This window comes from Enterococcus sp. 3C7_DIV0644 (genome assembly GCF_002141235.1).
GTDB lineage: Bacteria > Bacillota > Bacilli > Lactobacillales > Enterococcaceae > Enterococcus_D > Enterococcus_D entomosocium.
On the sequence record NZ_NGLK01000001.1, the window covers coordinates 280,171 to 295,558 of the forward strand.

Below are 15,388 nucleotides of genomic sequence, written 5' to 3' on the forward strand. Positions count from 1 at the left end.
TCCGTTATAGAGAAATTTCCTTTGAATGTCAAAGTTTATCATTGCGTTGCTTCCACTCTATTTCTAATTTTTTCTTGTCAATGGCCAGCAAACGTTGCTCTCTTAAGCTTCATCTGCTACTCTTTGAAGGAAGGAGAGGAAAGATCGATGAATCCGAACAAAGAGTTTCTAAAAAACAAAGCAAATGCACTCCCTGAAAGGCCTGGCGTTTATCTAATGAAAGATCAACACAACGAAGTCTTGTATGTGGGAAAAGCCAAATCATTGAAGCAGCGTGTCGTTTCCTACTTCCGAAAAAACCAGCAGCATGCCAATAAGGTACTTCGACTTGTTTATAATGTCGTTGATTTTGAAACCATCGAAACAGATACCGAATTGGATGCACTATTACTTGAATGTCGTTTGATCCAAGCTTTTCATCCTATCTACAACCGCCAAATGAACCATTCAGCGAACTATTGCTTTGTTGATTTGACGAATCATAGCTTCACGATCACTCAAACACCACAAATTGGCAGTTATGGCCCCTTTCGACAAACAAAAAAATTGCCTGTGTTGTTTCAATTATTGTCAGAAACGTTTCAATTGCCGACTGTCAACGAACTGACGCTATTAACCTTACGTAAGCAACTCCCTCAAATGGAGGCGTATTCCTTGGAAGAGAAGTGGCGAGAGATCGGCTGTTTTTTTGCAGGAAAGAAGACCGACTGTTTTTCACTCCTTAAAAAACGCTTGGCATACCTGATTGATCACTTATTGTTTGAACAAGCTAGTGTACTGCAGCGAGAGATCCATCTAGCAGAAAGCTTTTACCAAGAAATCGTGAGGGTCAATCAGTTCATTCAAGAACCGGAAGTGATTTTTTCGATTCCCCAGGAGCCAGTATCACAGACGACTCAACTCAAATACTATCAAGTCAGCTTTGGTAAGTTGATCCAAACAAACATTCTTTCTCCCGAAGAAAAATTCCAGCCACTTCCGCCATCAAGCGCTGCGCTTCCTTTAGCCCCGGAAGATCTCGATCCATTAGGGATCATCCTTAATCACCTGTATCGCCAAGAAAAAGCAGCAGAAAAATAAAAAACAGCAAGCCCAAGTAGGCTTGCTGTATAGAAATGAGAAAGCGACGACGAACGTCCCACTCATTCTTATTGGATCAAATCATAGATTTCCATGGCTACAATATCAACATTATCAAATTGATAAGATTGACTTGATTCTGCTTCCGTTAATTCAAACGTTTCTGTCGAATTGTCATAAGTAACGGTACATTTTTCGACGCCTTCTTTTTCAAAACGACGTACTTGAACTTCATTGTCTTGCGCTTCGACCATCGCTTCTAAACGTTTGATGATAGCGACTAATTGCGAACTTTTCATTCGTAAGCCTCCTTTTTCTGTCCGTTATATTGTATCAAAACATCCTCTATCTTGCATTGATTTTTCGTATTTTTTTTGTCATTTTAAGATTTTTTTCCATCTTGCCACCAAAGTTTAATCAGCGCCTGCGTTCCGTCATTTTCATAGCCTTTTTCAGCCAACTGATCATACAATTTTTTAGCTAAAGTGGTGCTTGGCAAATCCAATCCCATCTTCTTGGCTTCATCCAGAGCGATCCCCAGATCTTTGATGAAATGTTTGACAAAAAAACCTGGTGAATAATCCTCTTTTAGGATACGTGGACTGTAATTCGTCATGGACCAATTGGCTGCACCACCGCCAGAAAGGGTGTCAATCACTCGTGGTAAATCTAGACCCGCTTGGTTCGCATAGACCAGCATTTCTGTCATCCCCGTCATGGTGCCGGCAATCATGATCTGATTGGCCATTTTCGTATGCTGACCCTTTCCAGCCCCTCCTTGAAGTTGAAACGTCTTTCCTAATACTTCAAAAAGTGGTTTTACTTGTTGGTAAGCTTCTTCATCGCCACCAACCATAATCGTTAGCGTGGCGTTTCTCGCACCAAGATCACCACCAGAAACTGGCGCATCAATACTCGCTGCTCCTTTTTCCTTCGCTGTCTGGTAGATTCGTTCTGCCAAATCAGGTGTGCTGGTTGTAAAATCCACCAATGTTTTGCCCGTCACAGCCGTTTGAAAAATCCCTTGAGGCCCATAGTAAACCTCTTCAACGTCGGATGGATACCCAACCATTGTAAAGATGATTTCACTTTCTGATGCAACTTCTGTTGGGGTGTCACACCAAATTGCTCCATTCGCAACGAGTTCATCTGTTTTTGCTTTCGTCCGATTGTAAACATTCACTGTATGTCCTGCAGCTAAGAGATGACCAACCATCGCTTGACCCATGACACCAGTACCGATAAATCCTAATTTCATGCAGATCCCTCCAAAATAAAAAAGTTCATGTCTTTAGTATACGCTAAAAACATGAACTTGCGAAAATTTTCTGTTTAATCGATCGTTCGGCGAAATGCCTTTAATTTTACTTTGAATTTTTCTAACGTCTGCTCGGTTTCTTTCTCGATGCGTTCGGTTTCATAATAGGCAACCATATCATGGTAGAAAGACAGCATCGACTCACCAAAGCGTAATGCCGAGATCTCGTACATCTTCCTAGAAAGAACTTCGGGATCAGCAGGAATCTTTTGTTCATAATAATCAATAAATGCTTTTGCGAAATCCCGATCACTCTCAAAGGTGACGCCTAACGATGGATCATCGATCAAGGTGTTTAAGTAATCATTGCCTTCAACGACTAATGGGGTCCCAGCAGCCATTGCTTCCGTGTATGTCAGTCCTTGTGTTTCTGAAGTAGAGGCACTGACGAAGTAATCGGCAGCGTGGTAATAGATCGCCACTTTATCATTCGCCACTTCGCCGACAAATTGAACATGGTCAGTTAGCGCCATATCCACCACTTTTTCTTCTAATTTTTCTTTATGCGGACCTTTCCCAACGATCACTAATTGCGCATCAGGAATCTTGGTTAGAATTTCCGGCATCCCATCGATGATCGCTTGGATATTCTTTTCATAAGAAATACGACTGAGGGAAAGCAGCATGGGTTGATCCTCAGTGATGCCTAATTTCTCCCGCAATTCTTTTTTCATTTCAGATGTAATGTCCGGTCGACGAAACTTCTCGACTTCGATCCCTGTGGGGATGATCCGCATCGGTGAAACCACACCATACCCCCTCAGCGTATCGATGACTCGTTCACTTGGACAAACAACACCTGTCGAGTGGTTGGCAAATAGCCGCGAAAGATATTTCACGTGAGACGGCCGTAAGACCTTCCCATTGGCGATGTAGTGCAAGTAGTCTTCATACATCGTATGGTAGGTATGGATCACAGGAATTTGCAATTTGCGCCCCACCATTTTCCCTAACATCCCAGAGCCAAACTCGGTATGGGTATGGATCAATTCCAACTCTAACTCTTTGGCGATCAAATAGGCATACAACATGCCGCGCACTACGATTCGCCGATCTTTGAAGGACACAAACGGGACACTTGGCATGCGAATGATATCTTCTTCGTCCAGATCAGCATTGGGATCGGTCGTAGTAAAGATATACACTTTATGGCCTTTTTTCTCAAGCTCTTCTTTCAATGTCTTGATCGATGTCGCCACACCACTTACCTGGGGGAAGTAGGTGTCTGTAAAAAATCCGATTTTCAAAACGGTACCTCCAAACTTTACATTAGTTTCTTTATTCCGTATTCATCACTTTTGTATAAACTTCTTTTAGCTCATATCCGATTTCATCAATACTCTTTTGCTTGGCCGTTTCATAACCCGCTTCACTTAACTGTGGCAACGTGCCATCTACGATTCCTTTGATTTTCTCGATAAACCCTTGATTGGTTTTCTCCATGTATGCATTGTGCCCATTGCTTAGCCACCCTTTATATACTGGAATATCCCGAACAAGCACATTTTGGTGGCTGGCTAACGCCTCAAGGACCACGATCCCTTCTGTTTCTTCATAGGAAGGAAAGAAGAACAGATCAGCCGCTGAATATGCCCCTTCGATGATGTCTCCTTTGATATAGCCGGGAAACAGCACATTTTCTGGATGGTCTTCATTGACAAGGTCGCGGATCTGCTTAGGAATCGTCATCATTGGTGTATGACCAAACCAGATAAACGTATATTCAGGCAATTGTCTAGCTATCTCTACAAAATCAAGAATGCCTTTTCGTTCAAAAAACAAACCGACCGATATAATGACTTTTTGATCAGGTAAAAGCTGAAAATACTCACGAAAGGCTTTTTCTTTCTCATGATCCGGCTGATATTTGTCAAGATCGATCCCGTTTGAGATCGCTTCGATCGGCACTTGGATACCATACCCTTCCAAAAGTTCTTTCGAATAAGGGGTCGGGGTGATCAATTGATCGGCTCTGGAATAAAGATTGATCAAATATTTTTTATATAATGGCGAAAGCTGATTTGAACCGATAAATGAATTTCGAAAATCCTCTTCTGTAGAATGGGCATGGTAAATCACTTTTTTTCCTTGTCTTTTGGCTTTATTGACCATATGCATACTATTGATTCCATACGTGTTGATGTGAAGAATGTCATAATCCTCATCATTTTTATCAAGAGTAAAAGGAATCCCGACAGATGTCAGCGCTCGTTGCTGATGGGCCAATGCGCGACCGATACCTGATTTAGCTAATAATTTTTCTCCTTCAAAATAAAGAAGTACTTTCAAAGATGATTCCTCCTTGGAAATGCTTATATCTGATATTAGTATACCATAGGCGATCGCAGAGATACTCCTACCATGGTCCTAGATTTTGTTCCCCATTTAACCATGATACGGGAAAAGCTCAGGGAATCATAGCTTAATTCCAAGATATGACAAAACTGTTCGTTTTCTGAAAAAAGTAGTAAGTTGTTGCAAGTCAAATCAAACAAAATGTCTTCTTAAAACAAAAAAAGGCAACAAGCAAAAATTGCTTGTTGCCTAGAAATGATTATTTTACATACTGTTCGATTAACTCTACAACTTCTTCCATTGTATCGCAATCTTCTAAAGCACGTTTTGCTAATTCTTGCATGTCAGTGGTTGACAAACGTTTCATTAAGCTACGTGTTTTCAGAACAGATGTTGCACTCATTGAGAACTCATCTAAGCCCATACCTACAAGAAGTGGCACAGCAGTTTGATCGCCGGCCATTTCTCCACACATACCAGCCCATTTGCCTTCAGCATGCGCTGAATCGATCACGTTTTTGATCAAGCGTAAGATGGATGGGTTGTATGGTTGGTACAAGTAAGACACGCGTTCATTCATGCGGTCTGCAGCCATTGTGTATTGGATCAAGTCATTGGTACCAATACTGAAAAAGTCAACTTCCTTCGCAAACTTGTCTGCTAAGACAGCTGCTGCTGGAATTTCGATCATGATTCCGACTTGGATCTCGTTAGAAATCTCAACGCCTTCGTCAATCAATTTTTGACGCTCTTCTTCATACATTTTCTTCGCTGTACGGAACTCTTTCAATGTTGCCACCATTGGGAACATAATACGTAAGTTACCATGAGCAGAAGCACGTAACAACGCACGAAGTTGGGTACGGAACATGTCGTCCCCAAGTTCAGACAAGCTGATACGCAATGCACGATAGCCTAAGAAAGGATTCATTTCATGAGGCAATTTTAAGTAAGGAAGTTCTTTATCGCCACCGATATCCATTGTGCGGACAACCACTGGTTTTCCAGCCATTCCTTCTAGAACTGCTTTATACGCTTTATATTGGTCTTCTTCTGTTGGGAAATCAGGAGAATCCATGTACAAGAATTCAGTACGGTATAAACCGACTGCTTCTGCACCATTGTTGTGGACACCTTCTAAATCTTTTGGTGTACCAATGTTCGCAGCTAATTCAAAGTGCTTACCATCAGCCGTAACTGTTTCAGCATCTTTTAATTTTTCCCACTCTGCTTTTTGATCTGCGTAGGCTTTCCCAGCTTCAACAAATTCAGCCGCTTGGTCATCTGTCGGGTTGACGATAACGTCACCGATAATGCCGTTAACAGCTAAGATGTCGCCCGCTTTCACTTTTGCAGTGATCTCCATCGTTCCAACGATTGCTGGGATTTCAAGAGAACGTGCCATGATTGCGGAATGAGAAGTACGTCCACCGATATCTGTTACAAAAGCTTTAACAAAGTTGCGGTCTAATTGTGCGGTATCACTTGGTGTCAAGTCATGCGCAACAACGACTACTTCTTCGTTGATCATTGAAGGATTAGGCAAAGTCACATTCAACAAATGCGCCAAGATACGTTTAGCAACATCTTTGATGTCAGCTGCCCGTTCTTGCATGTAAGCATTGTCATCCATTGCTTCAAACATACCAATATACATGTCAGTAACTTCTTTCAATGCAGCTTCTGCATTGACTTTGTTATCTGTCACGTTTTGTTTGATTTGACCGATCATCTCAGGATCTGAAAGAACCATTAAATGAGCATCAAATACTTGTGCTTCTGCTTCACCTAAAGTTTGCGCTGCTTTGTCGCGGATTTGTTGTAATTCCGCTGTTGACTTCGCTAACGCATCATCTAAGCGTGCTTCCTCTGCTGCAGTATCTTCAACTGATACTTTTGAAAAAGATAAATCAGGTTGTACTAACAGGTAGGCTTTCGCAACGGCTACACCATCACTAGCAGCAATTCCTTTTAGCATCTCAACCATTATTCAGACAAACCTTCTTTTTTCATTGTTTCTACGATTGCAGCGATTGCATCTGCTTCGTCAGCACCTTCAGCAGTGATAGTTACATCAGAACCTTGGCCAACACCTAATGACATTACGCCCATGATTGATTTAAGGTTTACTGATTTACCTTTGTACTCTAAGTTGATATCAGAGTTGAATTTGCTTGCTGTTTGAACCAATAATGTAGCTGGACGTGCGTGAATCCCTGTCTCAGCAACTACGTGAAAATCTTTCTTTTCCATATTGATCAATCTCCTTTATGATACGTTTTTTTGTGTGAAGGCAAAATTTCCATGCATGCAATGATACCCGAAAAAAATCGCCCTTTCAACTGTTAAGATTACCATTTTTTTCCTCGATAGACAACCGTTTTCTCTTAAATAAACGATTGAAATAAATGTCCTATTTATTTTCTTGCACGTAACGGTAGATGATCTTCCCATTTAACCCCGCTTCTCCGACAAAAGAAGACCGGTCTTCCAACTGGAGCCAGACATCTCTAAACGCCAGAAATTCCGGCTGTTGGACAATCAATTCTTGGATCTCTCCATTGCGTAAACGTACTACTTCTGCAGCAAAATCTCTGTTCTCCAACGTCTATTCTCACCTCTTTCTTTCTATTATATAGGAATTACTTTTTATTTAAAAGACCGCTTCTATAAGTGAAATCGAAGGGAAAATTTTTAAAGGTAAAATTCTTGCAGTCTGACAAATAGTTAGTATAATAGAATTATGGTCAGTAAAGGTCAATAACACATTACCTTGAAGGTGACCGTTACTTTGCCCACAGCCCCTTTTCTTTTACAAGCAATCAAATGCGCCGTAAAATAGGGTTGTTGGAACAAATATGAAAGGTCGTGAATCTATGCTTTGTCAAAATTGCGGCAAAAATGAAGCTTCAATTCATTTATATGCCAATGTCAATGGTCAAAGAAAACAACTCGATTATTGTCAAAGTTGTTACCAAAAATTAAAAGCACAATCTGGGAATGCTGCAGCTGCAATGGCGCAAGATCCTTTTGGATTTGGCAATCTTGATGATTTATTCCGTCAAATGTCTCGTCAAATGCAGCAAGGAAATACCCCTTATGAACAAACCCCACCGACACAAACTGGCGGTAACGGTTTTGTTGGCGGGCAACCACCACGCAATAACCAAGCACCTGCGGGTCTGCTGGGAGAATATGGCATCAATATCACTCAAATGGCTCGTGATGGTGAAGTCGATCCAGTGGTCGGTCGTGATTCAGAAATCAAACGCGTGATCGAGATCCTTAATCGCCGAACCAAAAATAATCCTGTATTGATTGGTGAACCTGGGGTTGGGAAAACTGCCGTCGTTGAAGGGTTAGCCCAAAAAATCGTTGATGGTGATGTGCCACAAAAATTGATGGAAAAAGAAGTTATTCGTTTGGACGTTGCGTCGCTTGTTCAAGGCACAGGTATTCGTGGCCAATTTGAAGAACGCATCCAAAAATTGATCGAAGAAATCAAGCAAGCGGAAAATGTGATCTTGTTTATCGATGAAGTCCATGAAATCGTTGGCGCTGGTGCAGCCGGCGACGGAAATATGGATGCTGGAAACATCTTAAAACCAGCTCTTGCCCGTGGAGAACTACAAATGGTCGGAGCAACGACGTTAAATGAATACCGCATTATCGAAAAAGACGCCGCTTTAGAACGGCGTTTGCAACCAGTACGTGTGGATGAACCTTCTGTGGAAGAAACCATTCGTATTTTAAAAGGCCTACAACCGCGTTATGAAGATTACCATCATGTGAAATATACGGATGAAGCGATCGCAGCTGCCGCTACCCTTTCTAACCGTTACATTCAAGATCGATTCTTGCCTGATAAAGCGATCGATCTGCTAGATGAAACAGGTTCGAAGAAAAACTTGACGATCCAAATCGTTGATCCAAAAACGATCGAAAAGAAATTACAAGAAGCGGAAGAACAAAAACAAGCTGCCTCTCGAGAAGAAGATTTTGAAAAAGCTGCTTACTATCGCGATCAAATCAACAAGCTTCAAAAAATGAAAGAACGTCAAATCAGCGAAGAAGAAACGCCTGTCATCACCGAAAAAGACATGGAACAAATCGTTGAAGAACGGACAAATATCCCTGTTGGGGAATTAAAAGAAAAAGAACAAACCCAGTTGAGGAATCTTGCGGATGACTTGAAAGCTAAAGTTATTGGTCAAGACGAAGCAATCGACAAAGTTGCAAAAGCGATCCGCAGAAATCGGGTCGGTTTAGGCAAACAAAACCGTCCGATCGGCTCTTTCCTATTCGTCGGTCCAACCGGTGTCGGTAAAACCGAATTAGCAAAACAATTAGCTTATGAAATGTTTGGTTCTGAAGAATCAATGATTCGTTTCGACATGTCAGAATACATGGAGAAACACAGTGTATCCAAATTGATTGGTTCTCCTCCAGGCTATGTTGGCTATGAAGAAGCAGGTCAATTGACTGAAAAAGTTCGTCGGAATCCTTACAGCTTGATTCTATTAGATGAAGTAGAAAAAGCCCATCCTGATGTATTGCATATGTTCTTGCAAATTCTCGATGATGGTCGCTTGACCGATGCTCAAGGACGTACCGTCAGCTTTAAGGACACCTTGATCATCATGACAAGTAATGCCGGAACCGGCAAAGTTGAAGCTAACGTTGGCTTCGGTGCGGCGCGTGAAGGTATCACTCGTTCCGTTTTGAATCAATTGAATAATTACTTTACACCAGAGTTTCTCAACCGCTTTGACGGCATCATCGAATTTAAAGCTTTAAGCAAGGAAAACTTGTTATCGATCGTGTCTCTCATGCTGCATGAAGTCAATCAAACCCTTAGCCAACAAAAACTGCATATCGACGTTCCACAAGACGTGCAAGAAAAATTGGTGGATCTTGGTTACAGTGCAACGATGGGGGCTCGCCCATTGCGTAGAACCATCCAAGATCAAATCGAAGACGGCATTGCAGAATTTTATCTTGAGCATCCACAAGTACATCAACTAAAAGCACAATTAGAAGATGCAGATAAAATCATTGTGACCTCCGCTGAGTCCCCTGCACCTCTTGAAGAAGCCAATCCGGCTTCTGAAGAAGAAGCATCGGAAACAAACGAGTAACAAGCTGCCAAAACGTGTAACGAAACGTTTCCTTTGCCAGACAACCATGTTTTGCCAAAAAATTGGGTAATTCCGAGTTGTCTGGCTTTTCTTTTGAAAAAAAACGCCCTATAATGTTATTAATAAATACATAGAATGTGAGGTGAGTCTGGTGAAATTAATCAATGTTACGAACAGCCATTCTCGACTAGTATTGAATCAACTTGAAAATACCGACGCGGAACTTGTAAAGGTTTACACAGCCGGAGATACAACTGTGATCTTTACCTCAGCGCCGAACCACAATGAAATTTTGCTGATCAATAAAAAAAGAACTATTCGCCCGACGGAAGTTGAAGAAATCAAAAATTACTTCTTGAAAAAATTACCTGATGGCTCTTATGATCCTGCAACGATCTCTGTGATCCAAATGCCCGAAGTGGTGGAAATCTCCATCAAAAAAACGTTATCCTCATCACGTTAGCTTTGCCTGATCACGGGTTTAAAAAATATCTATAAAAGGTGACTGTCGCAGCCCTCTTTTATAGATATCTTTTTTTGTCTTCTCTCTTCCTTCTATTAGTTAGTACTTCGACCAACGATACCTGATGTTCAAGTAAAAAAAGAGAGCCATACGCTCTCTTTTCAAGTATATTTATTAGAAATCATCGACTGGATCATCACATTTAGATTGTGCCAATCCTTGGTACTATGAACATTGCCAAAAAATGTGAATTTCTGCGACTCATTATGGATTAGCACGCCATCAGAAACCAATATATCTGAGTCTCCTAAATTCGAACTAAAGTGAATCACATTTTCATTGTAAATTTTCAACAGTTTGTTTTTAATGACCGGAATATATTCTGGATGGTTCAAAAGAGAAATACCAATGCGAATCGGTTCCTCTTCCTGGATAGGTAAATAAGACGCTGTGATCTGAGCGATTTTCCTTAAGAAGAGGGCTTCTTTTTCTATTACAAACGAATGGCGCTGCAAGGCAGCTGCAATCAGCTCTTCCACCTCTAATACTCGTTCGTTCGTAGAGGACAAATCTTCAGTAGACACAAAACTATCCAAAAAGAGATGAAGACAGCCCCATGTATTCATCACTAATTCATAGGTAATGAATTCTTCGATCTCTTTAGAAAGATTATACTTTTGCGACAAGACAGCTACAACATCGGCAGAAAATTCGACCAGCGGATTTCCTAAAAGATTTCTCAGCTTTTGGCCCAAAAGTAGTTTTTCTTGATCCGAGATCGTTTCAGGTATGAAAAGAAAAACCCAGAAATGATAAAAAATCTGTTCTTTCTCAATATCTTGCTGACTTCTGATCGGCAGCAGCTTGATCACTTGCTTTTCCCCATCTAGTTGCTTGATTTGCTCATAAATAGTGATGGAAGCATCGTCTAACTCATTGACAATATAGCCTCTCAACACCGCATTTTCAATGATTGAAAACATAATGTCGTGCTTCACTTTTGTGGTTTTTAACGGCTCATATTCTTTAGCTGCTAATTCAACGCTGGCACGGGTTCGCTGATTGATGTATACATTACAAGCCATGATCTCAACTAAATAATGGTACATCCTCACACACGGCTCTGCCCCTGTCAAATCAATGGAATCTGTATTGTTATTGATAGTAATCGGAACATTTTGGATAACCAGCATTTTCTTAAGATAGCTGATCAATTTATAACAATAAGAAATACTAAAAATCAATTCTTCCGAGATGTCCACCATACGGGTCTTTCTTTTTCTTAACAAATAGGATAATAGACGATAATAAGGAGATTCTAAGAAATATTTTTTCTTTAGATTCACAAAAATATGCAGGCTTTGTTCTTCATTTAATTCTCGTGACAAATAAACAGTTCTCTTTTTCAGCAAAAAAATTGACTCGTCAAAAGTCGTAAACTCTCTCATATCTTCGGCGATTTCATTGATCAATATTTTCACCTGATACAAAGATTTGTTTGTCGTTTCACATATTTTATCGAGAGACAGCTGCTTCTCCAAAATGATATTTCTAACAACAGTTAATTTATCTACCTGTTTTTTGGTTAAATAAAACCTATACAATTTTTCTATATACTCCAAAATTTTTTACCCGCCTTATTTAAAAAGTATCCCAGTATCCAATTATAGTAAAATAAACTTAAATTTAAGCTCTTTTTTCATTAAACGGACAATTTTAATAAAAACTTCAGAAAAATCCCCTCTTCTTTAAAACAGTACGGGTGAGAAAAACTTGTGAAACGATTCTTATTTTTTGTAACAAAAAGTGTTGGAAACCCTGAAAAAGAACCTGTGAATTAGCTGTTTCCATAAACTTAGAAAAAATTCGTATTCTTTCATTGATTGGTAAGTGACTTGGAGAGTAAAATCATTTTCTAGCTGGACAAACTTCTTTGAGGAATCAAGTTCATTTCAAAGAGCTTGTAATAAAATATCTTCTCTTTTTAGCCAGCAATCTTTGTATTCATAAATGTTGATGATCGACAATTCATCACTCATTTGATTGATTGACCGCATGATTTCTTCATCATCCGAATCAACATTGCCAATGACATGCAAATCATAATGAACACCAGATTTATCCACGCACTCAACGATATAGCTGATCACATCTCCCCAAAAATGTTCCAATCGATGAGTGCCGCCTGCTTTTTCTAACCTTGAACGTTCAGCGATACACAAAACGTTTTTCGAAGAGTATTGCAAGATGTTGATTTCCCCTAGTGATTGTGCTAAGTAGTCAAGAACCGATTGGCGATCATCTTCTTGATCCACAATTAAATTTCTCTCTAAAATCGTATTCGTCTTGTTGCTGAAAAAGCGCACAGTCAACATAGTAGCATTCTTTTGTCGACTGAAATTTATTCTGGTTTGCAGCATTTTGATTCACTCCTTAAAAGAACTTTGATCCTCTGCTATTAAGGATATAGTAAGAACCAGCCGATTTTTATCGTCTTTTTTTCAAAAAAACTACAAATAAAATAATCATTGTTCCGCATTTTTCTTTCTACTGACTAAAAGACCTGTTAATTAGAAACGAGTAGCAACTTCATAAAAATAAAAGAGACAAAAAAACTCTAAGGTTTCTTCAAAGAGTCTTATTGTATATTCTCCTAATATTATGAATCCTACTAAAATCTAGTATTAATGAGATAGTAATTCTAAACAGCTAATTTTTTTGAGATATTTTTAAAATGAAACAAGTACGGATTTATAATTTTAAGCTTGAAGCAACCTTTAATATCTCTGTCCCGTTAAGGTAGAAGATTTATAGGTACAGATTACAAATTGAATAAAAACATTAATTGATAATTTTCAAATCTATGACTTTGATTGCCCATTCAATAGAAATGCATAAATAGAACAATACGTTCAATCCCCACCTATGCAATAGTTCATACTCGTAAAACTACTTCTATAAATAGTATCTTAAAAATGATAGAAGATTGTATTCTACTGAATTGCAGATGTTCACGAAAGAAATAACAGATATGAATCTTCAGAACTGATTCCCCTTACAGCGACTGATTCAGAGCAAATTCTCAGAGACTACGAATAACAATATAATTACTTTGCTAGGTCGAATCCTAGTTGGAACGACAATTCTTTCAACTCTGAGAAGATCTTGACTTAAAATATTAGCCAAATTGTAACATTGCAACAAAATTATTTTCATATAAATCATTACCGCACGGACAATTGCTACACAGAAAAATATGTGGACTTGATAATCAACATCACTTGACTACTAGAAAATTTGATTAAATTATTTTATAAAAAATCAGATTAATAAAATACTTTCTACTTTTTCATTAAAAATAGCGCAAAAACGGATAATAACTTAATACATCATCATTGTATACTTTATTTAAGCAGTAAATCATCTGCAAAAATTAAAGTGAGGTTTTATTATGAAAAAAGTTATTTTGGGTACTACATTGGCAACATCTTTACTACTAGTAGGAGGAATCACTGCGTCAGCAGATGTTGCTATGCCAGAGGTTCCCTCTGTTCCATTTGCTGTTACTATAACAGAAGGAACATCTAGTTTTGCATTTAATGATATGAATTTAAACGAAACGTTCGAAATAAGTCCAGCATTATTTGTCAACGGAACAATGACAGGAACTATTGAAAACGTTGGCGGAACATTAACAAACTTAACTCGTTCAGTTAATAAAGTTACAATTACAGTTTCTTCTGATTCTGAAGGAATCGTTATCACCGAAAATGGTGATGTTGCCGTTGAAGCAGAAGCTATTTCCCAATCAGTAGCTACCAGCGTAGATACAACTTTCACATTCAATCGTCAAACTGCTTTGCTAGATGGCACACCCACTATCACAGTTACTGCATCAGATACTACTGACTTAGACAATGGCCAAGACCTTTAATTCTTAAAAAGGATAACATATGGATAAAATATCAAAACACAGAGACTCCTTTCTAAGAGTTTCTGTGTTCTTCCTCATATTGACAATAATCGCAAATATAAATATAAGTATTGCAACAGCGAATGAGACAACGAATACTTTAAAACTATCGCTTAGCGATACCGAATATGAGACATCAAGAAATACTATTACTCTTCCTTCTGATGTTGATAAAAAGTATACATTTGACATTAAATTGGAAAACATCGGAGCTGGTGATTCATCAATAGTGGTCACTCCCTTTGCTTCAACTGCTATTTCAAGAGAATCCTCTATTTTGTACACTTCGAATACAGAGAACCTTCTCGATGATAAATACGACTTTTCAAATTATGTTACTATCGCTTCAGAAGCTATAGACGAAGAGAATCAAATAGAAATTGCTCCTAATGAATCTGTTGGTGTCAGCATTACCATAAATGTTCCAGACGACATAGAGCTTGAAGGTACTGTAATGGGTGGAATTAATTTTAAGCAAATATTAGGTGTTCAAACAGCTGAAGATTCTATTAGTATTGCGTCTGCCTACGAGTCTATCATTTTTATCAACTTAATTTTTAGCAAATATGAGGATATTCAAGATATTATTTATCAAGATTTCTCATTTGTTGCTCTTCAGGACACGATAAACCTACAATTTTATGCCCTCAACTATAATCCTATTTTAGGCAACTTAAACAATGCGCTCTACGAACTAATAAGCCCAAATGGAGAAACAATTGCCTCTGGAGAGTTAGCAGATTCCGTTCTTTTAACGCCGTTAACCAAATCAAGAATGCAGATTCCTTTAATAGACGATAGTGAGCTTATTGAAGGCGAATACCGTTTAACAATAGAAACAACTAGAAAAGCGATCACCACTACTTTTTCTTATGAGAAAGAGGACTTGGATAACTTCAAAAAAGAGAACCGTCCAACGAACGCTGCCAACGTTCAGACAAATAATCAAATCCTTATCTGGATCATCTTTGTTCTCATTGCAGCGCTAGCAACTGCAGTCATCTACATTTTAAAATCAAAAAGAAAAAGAGAGGGCTAGTTCCTCTCTTTTGTTCTGCTTCTACTTATTCCATTGGTCATCAATTATTGAGAGATTCCTTTTTAAAGAAATGTTGCGTATC

General features: G+C 39.0%; 14 protein-coding genes. 5 read left to right on the forward strand and 9 right to left on the reverse strand.

What is annotated here, in order from left to right; genetic code table 11:
* Positions 1 to 147 precede the first annotated feature (147 nt).
* Positions 148 to 1,080, forward strand: a complete 933-nt coding sequence (locus A5877_RS01380) for a GIY-YIG nuclease family protein (protein ID WP_005235574.1) — start codon at positions 148 to 150, stop codon at positions 1,078 to 1,080.
* 68 nt (positions 1,081 to 1,148) lie between these two features.
* Here the strand turns inward: A5877_RS01380 and A5877_RS01385 are convergent, their stop codons facing one another.
* The 7 genes from A5877_RS01385 to A5877_RS01420 all read right to left on the reverse strand — a co-directional run bounded on the left by A5877_RS01385 (position 1,149) and on the right by A5877_RS01420 (position 7,298).
* Positions 1,149 to 1,379: a YkuJ family protein gene (locus A5877_RS01385; protein ID WP_005225886.1), complete on the reverse strand. Its 231-nt coding sequence runs from the start codon at positions 1,377 to 1,379 to the stop codon at positions 1,149 to 1,151.
* A gap of 83 nt (positions 1,380 to 1,462) precedes the next feature.
* Positions 1,463 to 2,338, reverse strand: coding sequence for an NAD(P)-dependent oxidoreductase (locus tag A5877_RS01390; protein ID WP_005235572.1), 876 nt, complete (start codon positions 2,336 to 2,338; stop codon positions 1,463 to 1,465).
* Positions 2,339 to 2,412: 74 nt separating this feature from the next.
* Complete coding sequence (locus A5877_RS01395; RefSeq protein WP_005235570.1) at positions 2,413 to 3,645, reverse strand: glycosyltransferase family 4 protein; 1,233 nt, start codon at positions 3,643 to 3,645, stop codon at positions 2,413 to 2,415.
* A gap of 31 nt (positions 3,646 to 3,676) precedes the next feature.
* Positions 3,677 to 4,687, reverse strand: coding sequence for a glycosyltransferase (locus A5877_RS01400; protein WP_005235568.1), 1,011 nt, complete (start codon positions 4,685 to 4,687; stop codon positions 3,677 to 3,679).
* Between the two features lie 265 nt (positions 4,688 to 4,952).
* Complete coding sequence (gene ptsP / locus A5877_RS01405; RefSeq protein ID WP_008378209.1) at positions 4,953 to 6,680, reverse strand: phosphoenolpyruvate--protein phosphotransferase; 1,728 nt, start codon at positions 6,678 to 6,680, stop codon at positions 4,953 to 4,955.
* Entirely contained in the window at positions 6,680 to 6,946 is a 267-nt protein-coding gene (locus tag A5877_RS01410; protein ID WP_003126335.1) for a phosphocarrier protein HPr, read from the reverse strand. The genes ptsP and A5877_RS01410 overlap by 1 nt, the downstream gene beginning before the upstream one ends.
* A 160-nt stretch (positions 6,947 to 7,106) precedes the next feature.
* Entirely contained in the window at positions 7,107 to 7,298 is a 192-nt protein-coding gene (locus A5877_RS01420; RefSeq protein ID WP_005235564.1) for a hypothetical protein, read from the reverse strand.
* 271 nt (positions 7,299 to 7,569) lie between these two features.
* On the opposite strand from A5877_RS01420, the gene A5877_RS01425 reads away from it, so the two are divergent.
* The gene (locus A5877_RS01425) at positions 7,570 to 9,831 is read left to right on the forward strand and encodes an ATP-dependent Clp protease ATP-binding subunit (protein WP_034872578.1); all 2,262 of its coding nucleotides are present in this window, start codon (positions 7,570 to 7,572) and stop codon (positions 9,829 to 9,831) included.
* Between the two features lie 151 nt (positions 9,832 to 9,982).
* Entirely contained in the window at positions 9,983 to 10,294 is a 312-nt protein-coding gene (locus A5877_RS01430; protein WP_008378223.1) for a DUF1827 family protein, read from the forward strand.
* Positions 10,295 to 10,455: 161 nt separating this feature from the next.
* Here the strand turns inward: A5877_RS01430 and A5877_RS01435 are convergent, their stop codons facing one another.
* Together A5877_RS01435 and A5877_RS01440 are read right to left on the reverse strand one after the other, a co-directional pair.
* Entirely contained in the window at positions 10,456 to 11,775 is a 1,320-nt protein-coding gene (locus A5877_RS01435) for a helix-turn-helix domain-containing protein (RefSeq protein WP_223347168.1), read from the reverse strand.
* 471 nt (positions 11,776 to 12,246) lie between these two features.
* Entirely contained in the window at positions 12,247 to 12,714 is a 468-nt protein-coding gene (locus A5877_RS01440) for a hypothetical protein (protein WP_005235556.1), read from the reverse strand.
* 1,031 nt (positions 12,715 to 13,745) lie between these two features.
* On the opposite strand from A5877_RS01440, the gene A5877_RS01445 reads away from it, so the two are divergent.
* Both A5877_RS01445 and A5877_RS01450 read left to right on the forward strand, forming a co-directional pair.
* Entirely contained in the window at positions 13,746 to 14,228 is a 483-nt protein-coding gene (locus A5877_RS01445) for a hypothetical protein (RefSeq protein WP_005235554.1), read from the forward strand.
* A 19-nt stretch (positions 14,229 to 14,247) separates the two neighbouring features.
* Positions 14,248 to 15,306 (forward strand): DUF916 domain-containing protein, encoded by a 1,059-nt coding sequence (locus tag A5877_RS01450; RefSeq protein WP_061054248.1) that lies wholly within the window; start codon positions 14,248 to 14,250, stop codon positions 15,304 to 15,306.
* Positions 15,307 to 15,388 lie beyond the last annotated feature (82 nt).